The organism is Paenibacillus sp. GP183, from assembly GCF_900104695.1.
Taxonomy (GTDB): domain Bacteria; phylum Bacillota; class Bacilli; order Paenibacillales; family NBRC-103111; genus Paenibacillus_AI.
Genome location: NZ_FNSW01000001.1, coordinates 5,307,350 through 5,330,982, shown reverse-complemented (window position 1 = coordinate 5,330,982; position 23,633 = coordinate 5,307,350). Strand labels below are relative to the sequence as shown.

At 45.9% G+C, this 23,633-nt stretch carries 16 protein-coding genes; 1 reads left to right on the top strand and 15 read right to left on the bottom strand.

What is annotated here, in order from left to right:
• Positions 1-111: 111 nt before the first annotated feature.
• The gene (gene fabF / locus BLV33_RS26185) at positions 112-1,350 is read left to right on the top strand and encodes a beta-ketoacyl-ACP synthase II (RefSeq protein WP_090798417.1); all 1,239 of its coding nucleotides are present in this window, start codon (positions 112-114) and stop codon (positions 1,348-1,350) included.
• Positions 1,351-1,358: 8 nt separating this feature from the next.
• On the opposite strand, the gene BLV33_RS26180 is transcribed toward fabF, so the two are convergent.
• From BLV33_RS26180 to BLV33_RS26110, 15 genes are all read right to left on the bottom strand, one after another.
• Entirely contained in the window at positions 1,359-2,129 is a 771-nt protein-coding gene (locus BLV33_RS26180) for an SDR family NAD(P)-dependent oxidoreductase (protein WP_090798415.1), read from the bottom strand.
• Positions 2,130-2,146: 17 nt separating this feature from the next.
• Complete coding sequence (locus BLV33_RS26175) at positions 2,147-2,824, bottom strand: GntR family transcriptional regulator (RefSeq protein WP_171909315.1); 678 nt, start codon at positions 2,822-2,824, stop codon at positions 2,147-2,149.
• Positions 2,825-3,026: 202 nt separating this feature from the next.
• Positions 3,027-4,724 carry a type 2 periplasmic-binding domain-containing protein gene (locus tag BLV33_RS26170; RefSeq protein ID WP_090798411.1) on the bottom strand — a complete coding sequence of 566 codons (1,698 nt, stop codon included), beginning with the start codon at positions 4,722-4,724 and terminating at the stop codon, positions 3,027-3,029.
• A 106-nt stretch (positions 4,725-4,830) separates the two neighbouring features.
• Positions 4,831-5,727, bottom strand: coding sequence for a carbohydrate ABC transporter permease (locus BLV33_RS26165; RefSeq protein WP_090798409.1), 897 nt, complete (start codon positions 5,725-5,727; stop codon positions 4,831-4,833).
• Between the two features lie 28 nt (positions 5,728-5,755).
• Positions 5,756-6,616 (bottom strand): ABC transporter permease, encoded by an 861-nt coding sequence (locus BLV33_RS26160; RefSeq protein ID WP_253187272.1) that lies wholly within the window; start codon positions 6,614-6,616, stop codon positions 5,756-5,758.
• Between the two features lie 435 nt (positions 6,617-7,051).
• The gene (locus tag BLV33_RS26155) at positions 7,052-9,355 is read right to left on the bottom strand and encodes a helix-turn-helix domain-containing protein (protein WP_090798407.1); all 2,304 of its coding nucleotides are present in this window, start codon (positions 9,353-9,355) and stop codon (positions 7,052-7,054) included.
• A gap of 56 nt (positions 9,356-9,411) precedes the next feature.
• Entirely contained in the window at positions 9,412-11,793 is a 2,382-nt protein-coding gene (locus BLV33_RS26150; protein ID WP_171909314.1) for a glycosyl hydrolase family 95 catalytic domain-containing protein, read from the bottom strand.
• 110 nt (positions 11,794-11,903) lie between these two features.
• Positions 11,904-14,207: a glycoside hydrolase family 95 protein gene (locus BLV33_RS26145; RefSeq protein WP_090798403.1), complete on the bottom strand. Its 2,304-nt coding sequence runs from the start codon at positions 14,205-14,207 to the stop codon at positions 11,904-11,906.
• Positions 14,208-14,379: 172 nt separating this feature from the next.
• Positions 14,380-14,802 (bottom strand): SRPBCC family protein, encoded by a 423-nt coding sequence (locus tag BLV33_RS26140; protein WP_090798401.1) that lies wholly within the window; start codon positions 14,800-14,802, stop codon positions 14,380-14,382.
• A gap of 91 nt (positions 14,803-14,893) precedes the next feature.
• Positions 14,894-16,000, bottom strand: a complete 1,107-nt coding sequence (locus BLV33_RS26135) for a glycoside hydrolase family 172 protein (RefSeq protein WP_171909313.1) — start codon at positions 15,998-16,000, stop codon at positions 14,894-14,896.
• A 174-nt stretch (positions 16,001-16,174) separates the two neighbouring features.
• Positions 16,175-19,189 carry a glycoside hydrolase family 2 TIM barrel-domain containing protein gene (locus tag BLV33_RS26130; RefSeq protein ID WP_090798399.1) on the bottom strand — a complete coding sequence of 1,005 codons (3,015 nt, stop codon included), beginning with the start codon at positions 19,187-19,189 and terminating at the stop codon, positions 16,175-16,177.
• Positions 19,190-19,225: 36 nt separating this feature from the next.
• Positions 19,226-20,374: a galactonate dehydratase gene (dgoD, locus tag BLV33_RS26125; RefSeq protein WP_090798397.1), complete on the bottom strand. Its 1,149-nt coding sequence runs from the start codon at positions 20,372-20,374 to the stop codon at positions 19,226-19,228.
• A gap of 253 nt (positions 20,375-20,627) precedes the next feature.
• Positions 20,628-21,653 (bottom strand): acetamidase/formamidase family protein, encoded by a 1,026-nt coding sequence (locus BLV33_RS26120; RefSeq protein WP_090798395.1) that lies wholly within the window; start codon positions 21,651-21,653, stop codon positions 20,628-20,630.
• Positions 21,654-21,680: 27 nt separating this feature from the next.
• On the bottom strand, positions 21,681-22,085 hold the full coding sequence (locus tag BLV33_RS26115; protein ID WP_171909312.1) for a Rid family detoxifying hydrolase: 405 nt from the start codon (positions 22,083-22,085) through the stop codon (positions 21,681-21,683).
• 62 nt (positions 22,086-22,147) lie between these two features.
• Positions 22,148-23,587, bottom strand: coding sequence for a purine-cytosine permease family protein (locus BLV33_RS26110; protein WP_090798393.1), 1,440 nt, complete (start codon positions 23,585-23,587; stop codon positions 22,148-22,150).
• Between the last annotated feature and the right edge of the window lie 46 nt (positions 23,588-23,633).

Here is a 23,633-nt window from a genome sequence, read left to right as displayed (position 1 = left end):
TTGCAAATCGTCATGGTAGTAGTAATTATACTATAATAAACAACAACTTGTAATAGGATAAAGATAGTGACAAGATAACTACTATGAGATATTTGCAAAGGGAGGCAGATCATGGAAAAAGTAGTTATCACCGGGATGGGTGTTATTTCTCCGCTAGGCAATAATGTAGAGACCTTTTGGAATAGATTGAAAAAAGGGGAATCCGGGATTTCCCTCATTGATACATTCGACGTCTCCAGACATAAGTCCAAAATAGCAGGAATTGTTCGAGAATTTGATGCGGATGGATTATTCGGCCGAAAAGAAGCACGACGTATGGATCGATTTTGTCAGTTTGCTATGGCTGCCGCTGAGCAAGCATGGGATGATTCGGGGCTTTCGCTTGAACATATTGATCGGGAACGTATGGGTATATATGTAGGCTCAGGTGTTGGGGGCATTCAGACCTTATTCGATCAAGCTGCGATTATTCGGGAACGTGGTCCAGAACGGGTGAGCCCGACGTTAGTGCCCATGATGATATCAAATATGGCGGCCGCTTCGATTAGTATTAAATACGGTGCGCTAGGCCCAACCTTGTCTCCGGTAACGGCGTGTTCAATCGGAAATACGGCGATTGGAGAGGCCTCTCGATTAATCCGTTTAGGACTCAGTGATATCGTTTTTGCAGGAGGAGCCGAAGCTGCCGTTACGGAAATATCTTTGGCGAGTTTCGGCAATGCAACGGCTTTATCTACTCGAAACGATCAGCCAACCCAAGCTAGTCGTCCGTTCGACGCCGGGCGTGATGGGTTCGTTATGGCTGAAGGGGCAGGCATCCTAATTCTGGAGTCGCTTACTCATGCTTTGCGCAGAAATGCCCGAATTTATGCGGAAGTGATTGGATATGGAGCCAGTTCTGATGCCTATCATATGGTTGCTACCCATCCAGAAGGAATTGGCGCTTATCAGGCTATGAAAATGGCGATTCATGAAGCCGGTGTCAGACCAGAAGAAGTGGATGTTATCAGTGCGCATGCTACAAGCACAGAGATCGGCGATAGGTCGGAAACTTTGGCAATCAAAAAGCTTTTCGGAGAACATGCCGATCGGATTCCGGTCACAGCGAATAAGTCCATGACTGGCCACCTGCTAGGGGCATCCAGTGCTGTGGAAGCAATTGCTTTAGTTAAAAGTCTTCAGCAAGGTATCATTCCCCCGACAATTAATCAGGAGCAGTCAGATCCTGATTGTAATTTGGACCACGTGCCAAACGTTGCTCGTGAAGCCAATTTAAACATTGGCTTATCCAATTCCTTCGGTTTCGGAGGGCATAATGCGGTGATCGTTTTAAAAAACTATAAACGTTAACCCTTTGCTCAATATCCTAAAGATGCTCCACCGTCAACCGTTAAAGCAATCCCCGTGACAAAATTCGATTGGCTGCCAGCCAAATACAGAACTGCGCTTGCAATTTCATCCGTTGTTGCACATCTTCCTAGCGGATGCATGTCAGTTAACGCTTGAACAGTTGCTGCCTGGTTCGGCTGTTGGCCTATCCACTCTTCTAATAAAGGAGTCATTACACCTGCCGGACAGATGCAATTCACACGTACGCCATGCCTTGCGTAATCAAGTGCCAACGCTTTCGTCATCGCTATGACAGCGCCTTTCGTTGCTGAATAAACCGGATTTTGCCGCTGTCCTATCAAACCGTTTAATGAGGACATATTTACGATACTGCCACGACTTTTTCGGATTTCAGGGATACAATGCTTTATCATCAAATAGACACTTTTCAAGTTTATATCAAGTGTACGCGTCCATTCTGCTTCACTGATATCTTCCAATTCCTTAGCTAAGACAACAGCTGCATTGTTGAATAAAATATCAATCGAACCATAAGCTGACAGCGCCTGCTGCACTAAAAGCTTAACTTGATGCTCCGATGAGACGTCCGCTGTCACAGCAATAGCGCCTTCATTGCCTGGTTGTTTCAAATTAATTTCGGCAGCAACACGGCTTGCTTCCGCTTCATTCCAGTCCGCGATCACAACTTTCGCGCCTTGGCTGACAAATAATTTGGCGGTGGCTTCACCTATACCAGAACCCGCGCCAGTAATAATAGCTGTTTTTCCTGCTAATTGCATAGTGTCTATCCTCCAAGTTAAATACCCGTTTTTATAAAACGATCATTCGTCCTTATTTGCGAATTTCTAATATGCTTGGACATCTCATCCGAAGCGCCTTTAGGATCTCGCTGCATTAATTTCTGCAAGATAGCATTATGCTCCGACCATTCCACATGGGTGGAATCTAAATCTAAATGTAATTGGATGAAAGTCAAATATCTTTGAATCTGTTCGATATACCCTCTAACTAGATTTTGCAAATTTGTATTTTCGCAATATGCCAGGATGGTGCCATGTAAAGACGTATTCATTTCTGTAATGGTCACCAAGCCGTTAGTCGATCGTGATGTTGGATTGATCTGAAGGGATTTCATCGTTTCTTGCAGTTTCTCGAGTTTATCATCAGGTATGATAAGCGCAGCCTTCTCAACAGATAGAGGCTCGAGATGCAATCTGATCTCAAATAATTCATTCAAGTCTTTGAGAGTCATCAGATTAACAAACATCCCTTTAAAGGGAATGACATACAGATACCCTTCGGAATGCAATCTGGAAAGAGCTTCGCGAATAGGGATGTTGCTTACCTCTAAAGAGCGCGCCAATTGATCGATGTTAATTTTTTCGCCTGATTTTAATTTATGTGACAATATATCTTCTTTGACAATCCGGTATATTTCTTCCGTTAAATTTACACGACTGATCTTACTGCCCATCTGACCCCTCACCCATCTTTTTCTCATAATATATCATGTATGATTGAAGGTTTTCAAATAGAAACTTATAGAGCCCTCCCTAGTCAGAAGGGCTCTATAGCGTTAACTTTGGAGTCTGTTGCTGGACGTACACATTGAGCAAGCGCCCTATCGAAAAGATAAGGCGCTTGCTTGAGATCGTTGTTATGTGATTGCTGTCGCTTTACTTCTTGTTGAAGGTTGAAGAGTCGTACGATTTTTGCATAATAGTCAAATAACCTTTCAAATCCAGACCGTCGAAGCCTTTCACATAAGCGTCCCAGTCTTTATCCAGGTTCTTGTTGCCTGTAATAAATTGAAGTGCGTTTTGGTTGACATAGTTGGTGATATTCGTCTGCAGCATGCTCGCCTGATCCGCACTGCTTGGGTCGATCCACAGTGCCCAGTACGGTAATACTTGTTTTGGTTGTTTGGTGTCGTAATTGTTTTTGGTCGCTTGGAACAATCTGCGCTCGTAGCCCTTGTCGCTATAAATATCGGTCGACTGCACCTGCGAACCTCGCAAATTATTGTCAGATAGGTATTGTCCCACGGAGATCCAATTGTTATTGCGCTTTTTTTCGCCGGCTTTTTCCGGTGTCGTAAACCAAATCGGCTGCATCGATTCGTCCAGCGCCTTTTCTCCAGCCTGCGGCTTGCGCCAGTCCACACCTTCTACGCCGCCTTGGGCCGCGAGCTGGCCGTCTAACGTGTACATATAATCCATCGCCTTGATAGCGGCGATTTGCGCTTCTTTGCTCGCTTTATTCGTCAGCACAAACGATGTCCCCGCATTGCCCGCATAGCTGAAGGTGGAATAAGCGACGTTGTTCGGTCCTGTAATCGGCGGAATCGAGTCGTAATCCTTCGAAAACCGGTTTCCGTCCGCAATATCGACGAAGATCGCTGGATGCATGCCTGCGCCTGCGCCCAAAATTTGTGCGTCTTTATTCTCGCCGATCTTTTTGAACGCTTCGGCATTTTGCGTGAAGGCGCCCGGGTCGATCAGCCCCCCGTCGTACAGCGACTTGATATATTTCAGTCCTTCCTTCCATTCCGGCTTGGTGGCTGCGAGGTCCACTTTGCCGTTATTCAGGTTCAAATAAGTGTGGTCATCGTCGTAAATGAAGGCGTTCATCAGAAACGGAACAACGTGCACGCCATACGTTTCAATGGAACCGCTGAGCGGAATTTCGTCCGCCTTGCCGTTGCCGTTCGGGTCTTTCGTCTTGAACGCCTCCAGCATTTTCTTGAAATCGTCGGTAGTTTTCGGTGTTGTAATGTTGAGCTTCTTCATCCATGTGCTGTTCACCCACATTTTGTTGGGAAACGAGCAGTGATAACAGGCGGCAAACTGGCCGAGACCGTAGATCTTGCCATCCGGCGCCGTATTCATCGCTTTATAGTCAGGATAGCTGTCAAGCGTTTTCTTGATGTTCGGAGCGTACTTGTCAATTAAATCGTTCAGCGGAAGGAATACGCCTTGCTGGCCGTAGCGAAGCAAATCGCTTTGAGTGAAGTGATCGATATAAGGAACAAGCAAGAACATATCCGGGTAGTCTCCGCTGGCCAGCGAGATCTGTCTTTTCTCCGGTGCGCCGTCAAAAGGAACCGTTGTCCAGTTGAACTTGATATTAAACTTTTGCTCCAGTTGCAGGGAAAACCAACTGTTAGCCAAATCCTGATTATTGGATGTGTCTTGGTCCGCAAATACCTTGATGGTTACCGCTTTGGAAGCAGAAGCTGTCGACTGCGCATTGTTTCCTGGGGTGGCAGTGGCAGTGGCGTTACCGCCCGTACTGCTGTTGTTGGTGGTGCAGCCCGCCAAAACCGTGCTGATGGCAAGCGCGCAGATCGTTGCCGTTATCCATGTTTTCTTCAAAATATAACCTCTCCCTTTTTTAAGAAATTTTATGATGGGTCGATTTTTTTGTTTGCCTGCCTACATTGGCATCCCCCCTCTCCTTGTTGGTCGGTCCTGCGGTTCATTACCCTTTAACGGAACCGATCAGTATCCCTTGCACGAAGTAGCGCTGAACAAACGGATAAATGAGAAGCACCGGCAAACTCGATATGACGATGAGCGAATATTTCATCAGGCTCAGCAGCTGCTGCTTCTCGGCAATTTGCCCCGAGTCTAATGTGCCGGTATTCGCGTTTAGAATTAGAATCGATCTGAGGAACAGCTGCAGCGGAAACAGCTTGTCGGATTTCAAATAGATAAGGGCATCGAAATAAGCGTTCCATTGGCCTATGGAATACTGCAATGCCAATACCGCGAGAATCGCCTTGGACAGCGGGAGCACGATGCTCAGCACGAAACGGATATCGCTGCAACCGTCGATCTCGCTGGCTTCCGCAAGCTCATCGGGAATCGATATGGAGAAGAAGGTGCGGGCGATGATAACCTGCCACACCCAGATGGCGTTGGGAAGCAGCAGCGCCCAGCGCGTATCGATCAAGCCGACGGCTTTCACCACCATGTAGGTCGGAATCAGTCCGCCCGAGAACAGCAAAGTAAATACGATGAACATCATTAGCCCGCTGCGTCCGAAAAACGTTTTGCGGGATAAAGGATAAGCGATCATCGTGGTCAAGGTGACACTGATTGCCGTACCGCACACCGTATAGAATAACGAATTCACGAAGCCGGTTACAATCTGACTGCTAAGAAAAGCTGACTTGTAGCCGATCAGAGTCGCCTCGACCGGCCAAAGCCATACGCGGCCTCCCGATACAGCGGAAGGGCTGCTGAACGAAGAGCTCACGATAAAAATAAGCGGATATAACGTAACAACCAATACGATCGTCAAGACCAGGTAAATGAATCCGAGAAACAACCGGTCTCCGGGCGATTCGCGAACGGTTTGCTTCATGCTTGCCATTGCGGTAGCTCCTTTCTGTGCGATACCTTTACCAAAGACTGTTGTTGGATAGCCGTTTGGCAATCGTGTTGACGAGAACCAGCAATATCAAATTGATGCAGGAATTGAATAATCCGACCGCTGTGGCAAAGCTGTAGTTGGCATTCAATAATCCGATTTTGTACACGTAGGTGGAAATGATCTCGGAAGTTGACGTGTTGAGCGGATTTTGCAGCAAATAGACTTTTTCGTAGCCGATCGCCATGACAGTGCCGACGTTCAGAATCAGAATGATGACCGCGGCAGGAAGGATCCCCGGAACATCCACGTTCCACATTTTCTGGATGCGTGAGGCGCCGTCGACTTTGGCCGCTTCGTAGAGAGAAGGATCGATCCCGGCCAGAGCCGCCAAATAAATAACGGCGGAATAGCCGGCGGTCTGCCACACGTCGGACCAAACGTAGATCGACCGGAACATATCCGGATCGCCCATAAAATTGAGGGAACCGATCCCGAAAATACCGAGAATTTTATTAACGAGGCCCAGTTTCGGCGCTAGGAAGAGCATGATAATGGAAACCATGACCACGGTGGAAATGAAATAAGGTGCATAAGTCACCATCTGGAGGGTACGCTTGAAGTGGCGGTTCTTTACTTCGTTCAGCGCGAGCGCAAGAAGGATCGGAATCGGAATGCCGACGGCCAGCAAATATAAGGACACAAACAGCGTGTTCTTCAGTAATGTCTTGAACACCGGATTATGAAAGAATAAATTGAAATACTTCATTCCGACCCATGGACTGCCCCAAATTCCTTTCATAACATTGTAGTCCTTGAAGGCCAGCACGGCATTCAGCATCGGAAAATATTTGAAAATAACAAAATAAAGGACCGGCGGAACAATGAGCAAGTAAAGCTGCCAATGCTTTTTGAAGCTTTTGCCCGCGTTTGTTCCGAAAGCAGACCATGCCCCCTTCGCCTTTCTCCGCTCTTGTTTCGCGGTTATTATCGTTTCCAAATCAAATTCCCCCTTATGTTATGGTATGGATGTCCAAGCTTTCTGATTTCTCGTTCCGAGCGATGATTGACAGCGCTTTCTTCAAGATTGATTATACGTGAAAACGGTTCCTGCCAATTCCTTTTTCCAAAATGCTATCCCTGAGTTCGGAATTATGATAGCGCTTTCTATAAGTCTGATTATAGAGGTTCAATGTGGTTGTCGCATAGGTACATTTGCGTCGTTTTGCGAACAATTATCCCGAATTCAGCGGGCATTTTTCCTATACGAACGTACATTTATTACCCTAAAGCAAAAAACCCTAATCACCTGAGCGATTAGGGATTTTCAGTCCTCTACAGATTGTCTGAACGAGCTTGGAGGTATTCCCATGACTCGCTTAAACGCCCTCCGGAAGGAATGTGAACTGTTATATCCGACTTGCGAAGCAATTTCGTCGACATTATACCGGTTCCCCTTTAAAAGAATCGCCGCGTGGTCCATTCTGATTTTTTCCAAATGGTCGGATAAATTCGTCCCCGTAACCTCTTTATACAACTGGGAGATGTATTTTTCCGGACGCTCTACTTTCTCTGCAATTCGGTATAAGTTCAGATCTCGATCTGCATACATTTCTGCGATATATTCATTAATTTGCTTCACTGTTTTCAGATGCGCATCGTTCTTTTTAATCGTTATGAGACTACACATGACTTCAATAATCTCATTGATTTCACGTGAAATCAGTTCAAAGGCTTCACTCTCCTGGATGCCGATGATCCGATTTTTCATTTCCTCAAACAGTGTGGACTCCATTAGAGCCTTCTGGTCGAGTATTTTGAGCAGCGTTCCTTTCACTTCTCCGATAAGCTGGTGCTTCATTTCCATGGAAAGCTCACGATTTTCCGTATTTTGTTCGATTAAAGATTGGACGATTCGTTCCGCTTCAGCCGCATCTCCTGCCCTGATTGTGCTGATTATTCGCAGCTCCACATCAATTGGATAATAGTAAGTGTTGCTCTCTATTCGCGTATCGCTGAACCAAACGATTCCTGTTCTGTTCATATATACGGCGTATTCCAAAGCTTGTCTGGCTTGTTCGTAGGATCGGCTAACCTCCATAAAAGAGGAAAAGGGATCGCTTATTGCCGCAGTAATTGTAATTCGGTATTCGTTAAAGGCAAGTTGGGCGAGCATCGCCAAGAGTTGCTCGATATCTTCCTTGCCAAGCGCCTCAGCTTCTTCCTTTTCTTTGGGCGTAAATATGGTTACAATGCGATCTGAACCCAAATCGGTCAGATGGACATGCATGTGACTGCCTGCATCGATTAATATTTGCTTCAGGATGAGTCTGGCCGCATAAAGCTCGTTGAGAATTTCAACGCTATCCATGCCGGAGTATCCATTAATTTGCAAAATCCCCGTATATCCAGCATTCAGATTTAACTCTGTGTCAGCCTGCGCGGCGGCAGAAATCATTTCTTCCCTCGATTGATACTCTCCCGCAATCAGTCGCTTGTAGAAGGTATCCCGAATCAATGGAAGCTGCCGATTCAACTCGGATTCAAGGCGCTTGTTGTTCGTAATCATTTTGGAAATATTCCCCTGCAAGAAGTCATATTCATTGCGCTCCATGGCTTCCTTGTCAAATTGCTCTTTCACCACACTGATCAGCCTATTGATCGGGGCCGTATTTCTGGAAGAAAGCATAAAACCGACAAAAAGCCCGATAAGCAGAGCAACACCGGTCACGGACCAAGTGATGTACTTGATTTTATTCGCATTCTCCATTAAAACTTGTCTTGGAATACCAGTACTGTATACCCAACCCGTTGATTGAGAACGAATCTTGATCACGAGATCATCTTTATAAAATTGACTGACCTTGTCTTTAGCGAAGCGGCTATCTGCGGATAATTGATCAATCTCTTCTTGACTAATACCTTGTAAACTAATGGTATGTCCTTGCGCGTCGCTAATATACGTCCAGCCGCCATTGGGGGTTCTTAAGCCGGATAAAACACTGTTGATGGTTTGTTCATCAATAATCGTAACAATCGTAGCCGGTGAGGAGTCACTGAAGCTATCCAGGGGGAGAGATTGCATAAAGGTGATGACCGAGCTTTGCGTTCCGTTATTGACAAATGGGCTGAGCGGCATGATTTCGCTTCTGTGTGTTTTTTCCAACACGGTCCGTTTCCATTCGTCCAATGAAAGATTGCTGTAGTATGACGTCTGATAATAATGTTCAGGGCGAAAATAAGTATTGCCTGGCATTATAATGACGTTGAAATTATTCAAATAAATATAAAAATTCTTCAAAAAGTCATTGGTTTGACTGTAAGCCATAATATCTCTCGATATTCTCCAGATCCCATACACATTTGTCTTTTCATCTACCAACTTTTCGTTTAGAAGTACACTCAAGTCCTGGTTTAAAGCCAACTGTCTCGTAAAGCTTTCAACTTCGACCATCCTGCGCTCCAGAATCTCTTGGCTCTTTTGAAGCTGAGTCACATTATTCTCAATGGAAATGGACTCAGTGACGGCAATTGAAGTACGGTACGACATATAGCCGGCTATGCTGGGAATGGCCAAAATAACGATATACGAGAACAGAAACCTTCGGAATAACCTGGAATATTTAGGCACGGCAATTCTCCCTTCCATTTTGGAAGTTTCGGAATTCGTTCATTTACGTAAAAAGCTTATACCTGAGCCCTTAGTAAACGAATATTTTCCCCTTTCACTGTATCCACCATAATGATGTTCCCCCGCAGCAATTCTTCCCCGCTACTGTGTATACATTTGACGTCATTCTCCCAAGGACTGTAGATCTGAAGCCGGGAGCCTGCCTCGCTAAATATGTCTATCCATAGCACATCACCCTGATAGGCAGCAGCGCTTACAAGAAATCCTCCAACCGCGCGAAGCGTTGAAAACTCGGTATATTTCTCTGTGGACCAGTTAGGGAAAAAGCGAAGGATGCCGTTATAGCTTTGCATCAAGCATTCATTGATAACGGCGGGCAAGGCAAAGTTTTCAAACCATATGCCCATGGCTCCCATGAAATCAAAGGCAGTTGTGTCCGAATATCGTCCACCGGATTGCAGTACTTTGTCCGTACAAGTTCCGTTTGGAAGCAAACAGTATTGGATTTGACGCTTAAAGCGTTCCAGGTCGAGCTGACCTAATCGCGCCCCAGCGAGATGATAGAAAACAAGATCGTTACCACCCTCATTACGGTGATTCTTATAAGAATTAACTGCGATCTCGTATTCCTCAGGCGAACTATGCAAACCATGGTCTTCTCCAGGAAAAATGGTTGAAACCCCGTTCGGAACATTATATACCACTTCCGGATCTTCGTTTGGAACGGAAACGAATACTTTACCCCCCTGTGATTCCGCGGTCGGATAGTCAGGAAATTTGTGCAAAACCTCGTTGACCTCAGCGAGTAATTCGGCTTCTTCATCATTTCGCTCAAGCTCATCGCATGCCTTGGTGAAAGCGTTGAAAAGAAACTTCGTTAACGTCAAATCGACGATACAATCGCTGTTTTTCTTGAAGCCGGGCGTTAATTCATACAATTCCGGCACCACGGTTGGGAAAATATGATAGCGATCATCGCCCCATGCGTCTCCATGCGCCTCCGGCCGTTTCATATAATCGACCATAAACATTACGGCTTCTTTCATTGGCGTGAAGGCACGTTCGGCCAGAAACGATTTGTCCATCGTATACAAATAATGCCACCAGAGACTTTGCACGGTCCATGGCGTTTCACAAATTTCCCAGCCCCAGTGCGGCACCGGGTATGGCATCACGTTCATATCCACTGGGTAAGCGGAATGCGGGTAATAAGCGCCGCGCAGGCGGTAGTATTCTTTTGCCCACTTTCGGCTGATTGGGAGGACATGATCGACCATGTTCACATAAGCCAAATGTTTGTCCACATGATTGCTTGAGAATGCTACCCAAAATGGCTGCTGTGTGTTGTAATTCATATGGTAATCACCATGCCAATCCGCACCGATCATGCCATAGCTCCAGTTCGCAAACAATCCCGGGCAAATGGCTTCAGGCTTCACAGAACAATGGAAGAAATACAAATTCCGGTACCAGATTCGCTCCAAAAATTCATCCTCCAAAGCAACGCCCGAACGTGACCAATATTCATGCCAAATGTCCAAAGAATATGATAAAGCATGGACAAATGATACGTTTGTCGGCGGTTCTATAAGTATTATTGCTTCTTTGCTGATGACAGAATCAAGTCCTTCTTCCAATTGGACACACACGACGAAACCAGCTTCTGCCCCCAACCTCACTTCAAGTTCATTGCCGCTCTCATGAATCGGAATCGATTGTGAGATCCGTGCGGATAGTCGGAATGCCCGATCTTGAGGATGACCGTAATGCGTCTCTTCTGCCTGGCAAGAGAATGGCATTGTCTGGTAAAACGCCAATTGCTTGTTCGAAGCATTGATTGAAGCCCGGAACGCAGGAATTTCCTTGGGTGTAGAAGGATCCGGAATGAGCTTCAAACGGTCGAAGAAAGAAACAGTCTTCCCTGGCAGATCAGAATCCTTCATTGCAACCCAAAGACGATCTGTATGCTGGTCGACAAATACCTGAAGGGTAGCAGGAGTTCCTTCATTCAGGAAATGGATTTCGCATACGCCATTATCGATTTGTAAGGAGTGCCCCAGCACTTCCGTACTCCGTGGGTCGAAGCCAAGCAGCAGGGAACCGCACGGCATCGGTCGCGGATAGGGAAAGCTGTAGTTCTCGCTTGTCATTGTTACATAATCACGGTACCACCCTTCATCGCTTAGAGATGTATACGTATCCGGGATTTCCTTCAGTTTGGCGAACAAGCTGTCAAAGGTTCCTATTCGGTCTTGATTATTTTCTGCGATCCGAATATCCCAAACGTTGTTATGTCCGAAATGAATAAGAACTGAATCGGGCCGAGTCGTTACGACAGCGCCCAGCCCTCCATTTCCCAATAATGCCCCTTCAAAAAAGGTTGCTGCCGGACGATCGTAAATAATCTTGTGTTTGTGTGCTTGTTCTAGTGTATTCAACAGTCCTGCCTCCCGGATTGAATCCATGAAAAGCCTTTACCTTATCTTTATCTTTATGATAACGCTTACTATACTACGATTATATAAATTGTTGTTCATTACGGCAAAGGTTATAATTGGATTGTTTTCAATTTCTTGTCGATTCTATAAACATAACCCGACGCCAGAATGAGAGGAACACTTTGATCACGGTAGCGCAGATAGGTTTGTCCCGCAGAGAATGCATGAATAGTGGCCTCTATCAATTCACCGTTCTCCCAGACAATATCCACCTCTATATTTCCTTTACCCCGCAGGCCTGAAACTTTACCTGTCTGCCATTTCTTGGGCAGGGCGGGAAGCAAGTTGATTTCTCCGGCATGACTTTGCACCAGCATTTCCGCTATGGCTGCCGTGCCCCCAAAATTACCGTCCACGACAAATATTTTTTTCTCCGCTCCGGCAATACCCGGTTTCGAATACGTTAGCAAGTTGTCAAAGCACAATTGGCCGATCAAATATGTTAAATGCTTGTATGCTTGATTGCCGTCCTCTAATCTGGCGAAGCTTGCGGCAAATAAGGCAACAGTAAACTCAACATCCTCCAACTCTTCGCGAGACATGCGATTTTCTAATGTGGTTCTTGCAGCGGTACTCAGTTCCGGCGTTCCTCTTACTGTGATCCGGTTACCCGGATATAAGTTTACCAAATGGGACAAATGGCGGTGATCAGGCTGAGCTTCCTCATAATCTTCCAGCCATTCCTGCAATTGTCCCCGCTTTCCTACAAGAAAAGGCGGCAGCTTGGCAATGGCCTGTTTAAGCCTTTGCTGCCATTCCAGATCGACTTGCAGCAGTTCGGCAGCTTCCAGACAAAAAACGAATAAGTCCCGTACTAACACTTGATCGATGGTTGTTCCCATCGACAACTGGTGAGTGCTGTCCTCTATATAGAAGCTATTTTCCGGTGAATTGGATGGACCTGTTACGAGCCATCCATATTTCGGATGCAAGGTCATGTAGTCCAGAAAGAAGGCGGCGGATTCCTTCATCACAGGATAAGCTCGCTGCGCTAAGAACTCCCGATTTAAGCTGAATTCATAGTGCTCCCGCAGATGGGTTGCAATCCATAAGCCACCTGTAACATTAAGTCCCCAGGAAGTTTCCCATCCAGGAGCGGCGAAACCCCATGCATTAGAAAATACATGCGCCACCCAACCCTCGCATCCATAAAACTGTTGTGCGGACGTTTTACCTGCAGCCGACAGACTCTCAATAAAACGCATCAAAGGGAGATGGCATTCTGCCAGATTGCTGGCTTCCGTTGGGTAATAATTCATTTGCGTATTGATATCCAGATGGTAGTCGCAGCTCCACTGCATACGGTTGGCTTCGCCATCATTCCAGATGCCCTGCAAATTCAACGGCAATGGGGAGTCCGCCCGTGAACCTGAAATCATCAAATATCGCCCATATTGATAAAACAGTGCAAACAATTGCGGATCATCATCTTGTCCGTTCTGAAGGAGCCTTACTCTTTCGTCCGTTGGAAGGTATGCAGCGCTTGAATGCCCTAAGTCCATATCCACTCGGGCATACAAACGGCGATAATCGGAAATGTGATTTTCTTTGAGGCGTGCGTATCCTTGGGCTATTGATTGTTCCAACTGACGCGCAGATTCATGAAGCCAATCCTCATCGGTTTTGCCATAATCCGTATTTACAGCAAAGTAAATGCAGGCTTCATCAGCGTTTCTTATCACAATTTGATCTCCTACAGCAAAAACAGCCCCGCCTTGGGTAACCACTTTAATCATTCCTTGACAGAAAACTCCGCATTCACCATCGCTATGCATTGTTTCCGTCGCTTGTCCCTTAAAGACAATCGTATCGTTTTGCTCTGGCCAACTTGTAAAGTTATCCGTCAGCCCTTCCACTTCAAGCGAAAATGAAATTCCCCCCATTTGTTCACTCCATAATCGGGAAACCACGATGTCGTCAACATGCGAGGCGAACATTTCCCGTTTAAAAGTGTTCTCTTTTACCTTATATGATATATTTATGATAGCGCTGTCCAGATTCAATTCACGATGGAAATCCTCCCCTTGATGTTCGTTATGTAAAATCAAACGACACATCGGCAAGTTTGTTCCAAAGTTTTGCTTTTTAGGCTGCAGCGAACGCTGGGCTAAATCCTCTCCGCGCTTGTAATCGCCTGCGAAGAAATGCTGCCGCATCTGGTCAAGATCAGCCTTACCATTTGAATGGCTTTCTATTAATTCCGATTTTCCCGACCAATAGGTAACTTCAGTCAGACTCCAGATTTCCTTCTCGCTTCCCCCATAAATAACAGCGCCCAATCTCCCGTTTCCAATGGGAAGCCCTTGTGACCAGTCCTGGGCGGGGCTGGAATACCAAAGCTTCAAATTATTCATTTGTGATTCCCCCATCAAATCATCATATACTATATATCATGTATGATCTGATTTTAGCATTCGCTATGAACCGTGTAAAGAAGATAAGTAAGTTCATAAAGCCAATTGGCAAGTTGAACAAACTTGTCAATTGGCTTTATCAAGCTCAAGTGATATGTGTAGGTGAATTAACCTACATGTCAGATTCAGTATATTTTTTAAAATTGTCTAAAATAGCCTGCCATCCTTTTTCTTGCATCTCCATTGGATTACTGTTTTCCGCTTCAAAAACTTCAATTATCTTAGTTTCGTTTCCTTGATCAATAAAATTGATATTAACTTTTCTTCCATCATCCAAAGTATAAGAAATAACCTCATTCATTCTTACTTCATCATAAACCCCGCTGAAATCAAATCCAAAACTGCCATCTTTAGCTTCCATTCTTGAAAGAAACTTCCCGCCAGCCCTTAAATCATTTTCAGCAAATGGCGTGTGCCAGTCATCTGAAGGACTATTCCATTTTATTATATGATTCGGCTCTGTCCAAGATTTCCACACTTTTTCAACGGGTGCATGAACTGTTGTTTCTACTGTTATTAAATTACCTGTTTCCATTATTAATTACCGCCTCACTTAATAGATTTGGTTTCATAATTAATTATAAATGTTTAAAGAATTATCTTCAAATTCTAACAACTGTATTCGGCTATCGCGGCCAACGTCTTTCTACAGGCAACAGCGACGGGAATGGCATGTGCGGTTCCGCTTGGTACCAGTAAGCGACGGAGGACACATCGTCGGTTCGCTCGAACAATGCGCGGCTGTTATGGCCCATTTGCTGAATCGTGAATCGCAGCTCCTGCTCGAACCGGATCGGGTCCATCAGATGCCAGCGATACAGACCGTGCATCGGCACGCTGTCTTCACCGAATATGTCGCTGCGCGTGTTATCCGCCTTGGAGTAGAACGGATAACCTAAATATGGCGTGTTGTATGGTGTTTCGACGATTTTGCCATCCCGCTGCTCATAGAAGCACCAAGCTCCGCCGAAATAGTCTTCCGTGCCGGTTCCGCAAATCGTTGGCCATTCCTCATCGCCGTCCATGAAAAACTTGATCTCGCCTTCTCCCCACCAGTAGCGCTCGAGCGCCGCCCAGGCCAAATAAGTGCCGACGTACTGCCCTTTGCCTTTTACTCCGTCCAGTATCGTGAAGTCCTGCGCTTCCGTCGTAATATTTTCTCTGCGCCACTGCGCATGGAAGTAGCCCGCTTCCTCCAGAAGCTCGTCGACGAGCGTGTAGTTAAATTGATAGAAGAAGCCGTTAATATCGGCGGCATGCTGATTCTCAATCGTAATCTTCGCGGACTTGCGAAACGGCATGGGAAAGTAGCAGTTCATGCCGCCTGTCGGATTGACGACGATCGGCAGCGAATTCACATTGCATCTTGTCCCGAAGCCATTGCAGAAAAAATCGCCAAGCGGCACTTCCACGGAAGGCTTTTCTTCGTCGTCCCAATACATCCGCAGCACCAAATCACGGAGGACGAAATTACCTTTATCCGTGCGGTCTGTCACGGTAATCCAGAAGTGCTGCAGGACGCCAGGTCCATCGATGTCCGCGAGAGTAACGGTGTCGCCTTGATTCAAAGTGATGCAAGGTCGTCCTTTGCGCGCAACACCCAGGTTGCTCGCTTCTTTGCCGCCTGAGCCGACCTCTCCCTTCGGATTTTCTGCAGAGATGGAGCGGCTCTTGCCACTCGTCATAAGCGGTGCCGTGGATAAACCAAAGCCTAAACCGTGATTTTGCAACATATGATTACCTCCTGGTTTGATTGGATTGGAATTCGTTTGGTTTTGTAAACGGTTACAATATGGTTTGAGTGTATCTTAGTACGGCTAATCAGAGCTGTCAAGGGCATTTTCGCTAAACAAAAAAAGGTTACCCAGAAACTCTGGATAACCTCTTCATTCATCTACGGCGATCTTTTATTCATCCTCTTTAAAAACGGGAATTATACTGATATCAAATTGAAACTCCTTTTCATCCAGCCGATATGCTTCCAACAACTCCGGACCGCATGAATTAGAGCCTACTCCGCTCATCTTGTAATCAAGGTGTACAATGGTTTCTTTACGTTTCAGCGCTGGCAGCTCATAGTTGTGCGTCGCTGATGTTAAATCCTCCGCTGTAAAATGAAGAGCGTTAAAAGAAAATTCGTTAGGGGAGTTAAACTTCAGGCCCATTCCCTGTTCATTTGAAACGATAGCCCATTCTGTACCCGATCTCGATCCAGTTTCCTGCGGCATGATATAATTCTCAAGCATCTCATCAACTTTCAATAAATATTTTCCCTTTTTGACGCTTTGACGCTTGTCTATATAACTTTCATGCGGCCCTAATCCGAAATATTCAACTTCTTCCGTCCCTTGAGGCATAGATAGCTGAAGGCCGAAACGAGGCAGAAAGACCAAATTCTCTCTAATATTGACTTTTACCTGCAGAGAAATTTCCCCCGCACCATTCACCCTCCAAAGTGCATTTCCTCTGAGAAATGGAATCTTTATATAGCCACCCAACGAAAAATCCACTACAATTCCCACTGTATTTTTCGTTTGTTCTATGATTTCTGAACGGTACACATGCATTTGGGCCCGTTCGTAGCCTTCCTCAAGCCATTGATGCTTGATATTCCGGTCATTGTCTGTCGGAGCCCGCCAAATAGTGAACTTCGGCGGGGATTGCAGCATATCCACTCCATGCTTGGATATCTTCACAAAGGTTCCGTCATACAAGTCAAACACGTATCTGAAATCAAAGCCGTTAATGGTCAAGCGATTTCCCTGCTGCTGCAATTCAATACCCGGCATCTCCATAAGCAGCTCTTTTTGGACGAGTGTAACAGGAAGCTCGAACTGTTCAAATGTAATCTCATACCCGGATTCCGCCCACAGGCTGTCCCGCTTGGACCTGCATGTTAAGGTGAGATAGTAACGGCTATCAGACACTTCCCTCCATGTGTACGGAACAGTTATGGTTTGAGACGTATGGGGGGCTACGATTAAATCGCTGATTTCTCCTTGTTCGACTACCATCCCGTCTTTTTCCATTTTCCAGGCCAGAACTAAATGAGACAGATCTATAAAATCGTAAAGATTAGTGACTCTGATTGTACCCCTTTTCAAATCCTCAGCTTCCAATTTTACAGGCGCGATCACTTTCTTAAGCTCAAGAAGCCCTTTATGAGGTATTCTGTCCGGGCTAACCAGACCATCAATGCAAAAATTACCGTCATTAGGCTGGTCTCCGAAGTCTCCCCCGTAAGCAAAATATTCGATTCCATCCTCTGTCTTTGTCTTGATTCCATGATCGGACCATTCCCAAACACAGGCGCCCATCAGCTTCGGGTACTTGTAAATCACATCCCAGTAATCCTTCAGATCCCCCGGACCGTTCCCCATAGCATGGCTGTACTCGCATAAAAACATCGGTTTGGCGCTGTTCGCATCTTTCGCATAATTCTCGATATATTCAACAGATGAATACATCCTGCTTTCCACATCGATGACTTCTGTATTGGAACTGCCATTATACCTCTGATCAATTCCCTCATAATGCACCGGTCTCGACGCATCTCTGCCTTTCATCCATTTTGCCATCGCTATATGATTGACATCGTATCCGGATTCGTTCCCCATCGACCACATAACGATACATGGATGATTTTTGTCTCTTTCCACCATCCGGACTGCACGCTCGAGGAATGCGGACTGCCATTCGGGATTTTTGGAAAGTATATGAGAATCTCCAGCAGGGGACAACCCGTGGCATTCCAAATCGGCTTCATCGATCAGATAAAATCCGTACTGATTGCAAAGCTCAAGAAACCGAGGATCGTTGGGATAATGGGAAGTTCGGATCGTATTCACATTATGTCGTTTCATCAAGATCAAATCTTTGATCATATGATTGAGCGGTATCGTTTGCCCAAGCTCGGGATGAGAGTCATGGCGATTGACTCCTTTTAATTTTACGGGCTGGCTGTTGATCATAAATACACCATCATTGATTTCTACTTTGCGAAAACCAACCTGGAAAAGCAGGACTTCCTCGCCGCAGAATACATAAAGGCTGTACAAATACGGTTTTTCAGCATTCCAAAGCACGGGTGCCACGATTTCCAAGTTTAGGATGCCGCTTCCGTCTATCACGGCTTGTCCTTGGCTTACAATTTGATTCTGCGCATCCCTTAATTCAGCCCTAGCTTCAAGAGATCCTGTAGTCTCCACTTCGCACCGAAGCAAGGCCTTTTGATAATTGCCGGATAGCTCCTGCTTGTTAAACACATCCCTGATATGATTCCGGCTGCGTGCCAACATATAAACATCTCTGAATATACCGGAGAATCTCCACAAATCCTGATCTTCCAAGTAAGTCCCGTCACACCATTTTAGAACCATGACAGCCAGTCTGTTCTGGCCGCTGCGAATAAACCGGGAAATGTTAAATTCAGCGGGTACTCTGCTGCCTTGACTATACCCGACAAACTTACCGTTGATCCATAGATAAAAACAGGAATTAACTCCTTCAAAAACGATATATTTCTCTTTGCCATCCCAATTTTCAGAAATGTTAAAATCCCTTACGTATAGGCCGGTTGGATTCTCATTCGGCACAAAAGGCGGATCGCAAGGGAAAGGATAATTGACATTGGTATAATGGAGTTGGTCATATCCGTTGACCTGCCAGCATGACGGGACGATCAAGTCATCCCAGCCGCTGACCTCAGCGGACTCTTCATAAAATCCATCCTCAACATTCTTGATGCTGCTATGGTATTTAAATTTCCAGCTTCCGTTCAGCGTCTGATAAAAAGGAGAACGTCCCCTTTTCTTGGTTAATGCTGATTCTGCATCACGATATGGAAGGTAATAGGCTCTGGGTGCTTCCCTGTTTACCTGGAGAACGTTGAGATTCTCCCAATATTTTTCAACCTGAATCATTGTGAAATTCCCCCTATGTGGATTGTTTTGAAACGCTTACCATTCCGCTATGCTTCCATCACGGTGCCGCCATACAGGATTTCTCCAATTATGTCCAATGGCGGCCATCTTTCTCACATAGTTTTCATTAACCTCAATACCTAATCCTGGGCCTTGAGGAATATTTACGAACCCGTCCTTATATTCAAAAACAGAAGCATCATCGATATAATCAAGCAGATCATTCCCCTGATTATAATGAATTCCCAGGCTTTGCTCCTGAATAAAAGCATTATGCGCCGTTGCATCTACCTGCAAGCACGCTGCTAATGCAATTGGCCCAAGGGGACAATGAGGAGCGAGTGCCACATCATAGGCCTCAGCCATAGAGGCAATTTTTTTACATTCCGTAATTCCGCCTGCATGAGAAAGATCTGGCTGAATAATATCCACGTAACCATCAGAAAGCAGAGATTTGAAATCCCATCTCGAGAACATTCTTTCCCCTGCAGCAATTGGAGTGGATGTATATTTCGCTATCTCCCTTAAAGCTTCATTATTTTCAGGCAATACCGGCTCTTCAATGAACATCAACCGAAAAGGCTCGAGCTCTTTGGCAAGAATCTTGGCCATCGGTTTATGGACACGCCCATGAAAATCGACGCCAATTCCAATATATTTGCCTGCAGCTTCCCTAATGGCCGCTACCCTTTCAATAACCTGGTCAATTTTTTCAAAGCTATCGACATACTGAAGCTCCTCGGTTGCATTCATTTTTACCGCTGTAAAACCGCTGTCTGCAATATCCTTAGCCGCTTTCCCAACATCACTTGGCCGGTCTCCTCCAATCCATGAATAAACGCGAATCGAATCTCGGCAAGCGCCGCCTAATAATTGATGAACGGGTGCATCATAATATTTCCCTTTAATGTCCCATAACGCTTGGTCTATACCGGCAATAGCGCTCATAAGGATCGGACCGCCGCGATAAAATCCTCCCCGATACATGGCCTGCCAATGATCTTCAATCCGCATCGAATCTTTTCCTATTAAATGTTCCATCAGTTCCTTGACGGCTGCGGCAACGGTATCTGCCTTTCCTTCAATGACCGGCTCTCCCCAGCCCGCAATACCTTCATCCGTATCGATTTTTAAAAACAGCCAACGCGGTGGAACCTTAAACAGCTCATAGCTTGTTATCTTCATAGCGGTAACTCCTCTCCCTTATTAAGTTAGCCTTTAACCGATCTTTCAGTCAAGCCGGATCTCAATTGTTTTTGGAAAATTAACAAGACAATCTATATAGGAAGAATCATCCCCCAAAGATTATCTATTAAAACATTTAATGAACACAAAAAAACTCAGCCCGGATAAGACTGAGTATGTGTAGTTCCTTAAATATATTTTTCAATATCATATTAATGCAGTAAATGTAATTTATTAAGTCAGTCTTCCATTTTCAAAAGTGAGGAGATATCCTCGATGATTTCGGAACGGATACATGAACGCCTAATTGCTGATCCACGACTTGTGTGATGGCAAAGTCACCGGCCAGACTCATAAATGAGTAAGCATCTTCCGCTGTCAAACCGCAATGGTCAATGAGAAAGCGTAGCATTTGCATGGCTGCCTGTCTTGTGGCTGTATTCAGGTCAGGACTGAAGCCATGCGTAATCCAATGGGTAGATGTCTCGAGCATGGGACTTGGGATGCAAATATTCTTCAGCACATTGACCTGAATCAGGCAGTTCATCGATGCCTCGACACCGGTACCAGAAAGCTCGCTATCACCTTGCGCCAGATGGCAGTCCCCAAGTGAAAGCAATCCCCCTTCTACTTGGACCTCATAGTACATAGTGGCACCGACTCCGATTTTCCAATTGTCAAGATTACCTCCATGTACTCCAGGAGGCACAGTGCTAAAATGACCAACATCGGCCATGGCAACACCCATATTTCCAATGTGCAGACGCACAGGGATCTGAACGTTTTCCAATGCAGGCATCTTCTCCACTATATCTGTGTCAGTTATACTTCCCAGCATTTCATAAGGCTGTTCCAAATTATAGGCAAACTCTGCCGTCAGCCACTGCCCCGAATCGTCTAACTTGTAAATCGTAATGCGTTCCCGTTTTCCATACTCCTCAAACAGGTAACCCCAGGATGCCAATAAATTCGATCCGTAGGGGGTTCTAGGCTTCAAGTCCAGAATTTTCACTTGCAGGACATCACCTGGTCGGGCATATTCTACGTAAATGGGTCCGGTCAGAATGTGCGGACCAGGCCCGCGCTCATGTAGAGGAATGGATTGGAAAATATTGCGGATGGCATTGTCCATCATCAATTCGGGGGCATCCCCGACGTGAGGTGTCACCGTCTCGACGAGTACCATATCTCCTGACTGGATACGAATGGCGGGTGGAACAGAGTGATCGAAAAAACCCCAGCACACATTGTTCGAGTCAGCAGGAAGACGGTGGAGCATCGGGATCAACCTCCTTGGAAGAAAGAATTAATACGCGCCTGGGCTGTACGCAATGAGATCGATTTCAACATCGGCACCACCCGCAAGTCCAGTGACGGCAACACAGGTTCTTGCCGGAAGCGCCGAAGCGAAGTAGGACTGATAGACGTTGTTGACTGCTTCAAAATCTCGCATATCAGTTAAAAACACTCGGGCAGAAACGACATCAGATAAGGTTAAATTACATGAAGCCAAAACAATTTTTAAATTCTCCAGGACACGCGCCGTTTGCGCTGCTGCATCCCCTGTCACATACTCGTTCGTTTGAGGATCGATTGGCATTTGTCCGGTGATGAAGTAAAAGTCCCCTGCCCGTACCGCGTGAGCGTATGGCGCCACTGCACTCGGGGCTGTCGTGACTTGGATGCGTTCAATATCTCGTGATTGAGCCATTTAACATTTTCCTCCAAGTGCTTTATTGGTTTTTGCTTGCTCCTCAAGTATTGTCTCTCTAGTCAGGCACTTGTAGGAAGTTTCTTATTCGCGCTGACCGAGACAGGTAACACAGCGTAAATAATACCAGCCACCAAAGGACCGACAAACGGGCTGAGATCCATCCCAAACAATACCTGAGTGGAGAATGGACTCACCCACAGTGTGGAGTTGACACACATGAATGCAGCGGCTGCACCAAGAATAAGTGCGATATAAGCCTTGTAGTTAACACCCGAGGAATACCAGTAACGGCTTGATTTATCCAGGACGACCAGATCCTCACTGTAATACTGCCCTTTATTTATCCAGTGATGGACCAAATATATGCCGGTCCAGGGACCGATAAAGACAATGGAAAGGCTGAGAAATTGTATAAAAAAGCCAATAAAGCCCGGACTGAAGAAGAGCGCATAGCAGCCGACAATCACAGCAAGGGTGGCGTCTACAATAACAGAAATATAACGTTTCATCCGAATGCCTATGGCGAGAAAGCTCATAGCAGAGCTATACGAATTAAGATAGTTGTTTGCTACCTGACCGAGAATGACCACCAGCAAAAATGGGATTGCATACCATGCAGGTAAAACATCACCCATCGCAGAGACTGGATTGTCACTGAATGCTGCAGGGTTGATAAAAGTACCTAACAGAACCCCGATTGCCTGGAAAAGGAATCCAGCGATCCCTCCACCAAGTGTAGTGTACCAAATGATTGCTTTCGAACTCGTCTTTGTATGCAGGTACCGTGAATAGTCCGCTGCGTAGTTGGTCCACGTCATGGAAGACCCCATTACGCCGATAGCGGCAGCCAGAACCAATGTCGGCACAATTCCGGAGGCAGCCAAGCTGGAGGCGGCTGGATGAAATCCAAAGTCAACTTTTGGCAGCAACAGGATCGTCATGAGAATGGCCAGAACTCCAACGGCATAAGACAGATACCGTTGCATGACGATTACAGTAGCATGGCCGAGAATAGGTACACTAAACGTGAGAACGACAGCCACCACGACGCCAATGAGTGTTGGTCCTACTCCGGTCGATGGAATTCCAAATTTGGCTCCCAATGCCAGAACCGCTTCGACGGTAAGCACTATCGTAACACTTTCCCAACCTACAAGATTCAGCCAACTTAAGAAGGAAGGCAACGCATTTCCCTTTACTCCGAAAGATGCCCGAGAGATAGCTAGCGTGGCTGTCCCAGCGCGTGGGCCCGGCGTGCCGGATAGACCTACCACAATATAGGTAAGACCGCAGAATAAACATACACCCAGTGCCATATACAAACTAAGCCCTAATGTGGTAAACAACTGCCCCATGATAATTCCGCTAATGGTCAATTGTCCAGCCATCCACACCCAGAACAAGGACCGCGGAGATCCGTACCTATATTGTTCAGGCACAATATCGATCCCGTGCTTCTCCATTTGAAATGCCTTAGTTTCCCCTGTCTCCAAGCTCATTTACCTTCACCTCACTAATGAAATGTCACAGATTACTGTAGATATT

What these genes read in the sequence shown, in the direction of transcription:
- fabF (WP_090798417.1), top strand. Translation starts at nt 112, where the DNA reads ATGGAAAAAGTAGTTATCACCGGGATGGGTGTTATTTCTCCGCTAGGC.
- BLV33_RS26135 (WP_171909313.1), bottom strand. Translation starts at nt 16,000, where the DNA reads ATGTTGCAAAATCACGGTTTAGGCTTTGGTTTATCCACGGCACCGCTT.
- BLV33_RS26115 (WP_171909312.1), bottom strand. Translation starts at nt 22,085, where the DNA reads ATGGCTCAATCACGAGATATTGAACGCATCCAAGTCACGACAGCCCCG.
- BLV33_RS26180 (WP_090798415.1), bottom strand. Translation starts at nt 2,129, where the DNA reads ATGCAATTAGCAGGAAAAACAGCTATTATTACTGGCGCGGGTTCTGGT.
- BLV33_RS26145 (WP_090798403.1), bottom strand. Translation starts at nt 14,207, where the DNA reads ATGAATAATTTGAAGCTTTGGTATTCCAGCCCCGCCCAGGACTGGTCA.
- BLV33_RS26140 (WP_090798401.1), bottom strand. Translation starts at nt 14,802, where the DNA reads ATGGAAACAGGTAATTTAATAACAGTAGAAACAACAGTTCATGCACCC.
- BLV33_RS26110 (WP_090798393.1), bottom strand. Translation starts at nt 23,587, where the DNA reads ATGAGCTTGGAGACAGGGGAAACTAAGGCATTTCAAATGGAGAAGCAC.
- BLV33_RS26175 (WP_171909315.1), bottom strand. Translation starts at nt 2,824, where the DNA reads ATGGGCAGTAAGATCAGTCGTGTAAATTTAACGGAAGAAATATACCGG.
- BLV33_RS26165 (WP_090798409.1), bottom strand. Translation starts at nt 5,727, where the DNA reads ATGGCAAGCATGAAGCAAACCGTTCGCGAATCGCCCGGAGACCGGTTG.
- dgoD (WP_090798397.1), bottom strand. Translation starts at nt 20,374, where the DNA reads ATGAAGATAACAAGCTATGAGCTGTTTAAGGTTCCACCGCGTTGGCTG.
- BLV33_RS26120 (WP_090798395.1), bottom strand. Translation starts at nt 21,653, where the DNA reads ATGCTCCACCGTCTTCCTGCTGACTCGAACAATGTGTGCTGGGGTTTT.
- BLV33_RS26130 (WP_090798399.1), bottom strand. Translation starts at nt 19,189, where the DNA reads ATGATTCAGGTTGAAAAATATTGGGAGAATCTCAACGTTCTCCAGGTA.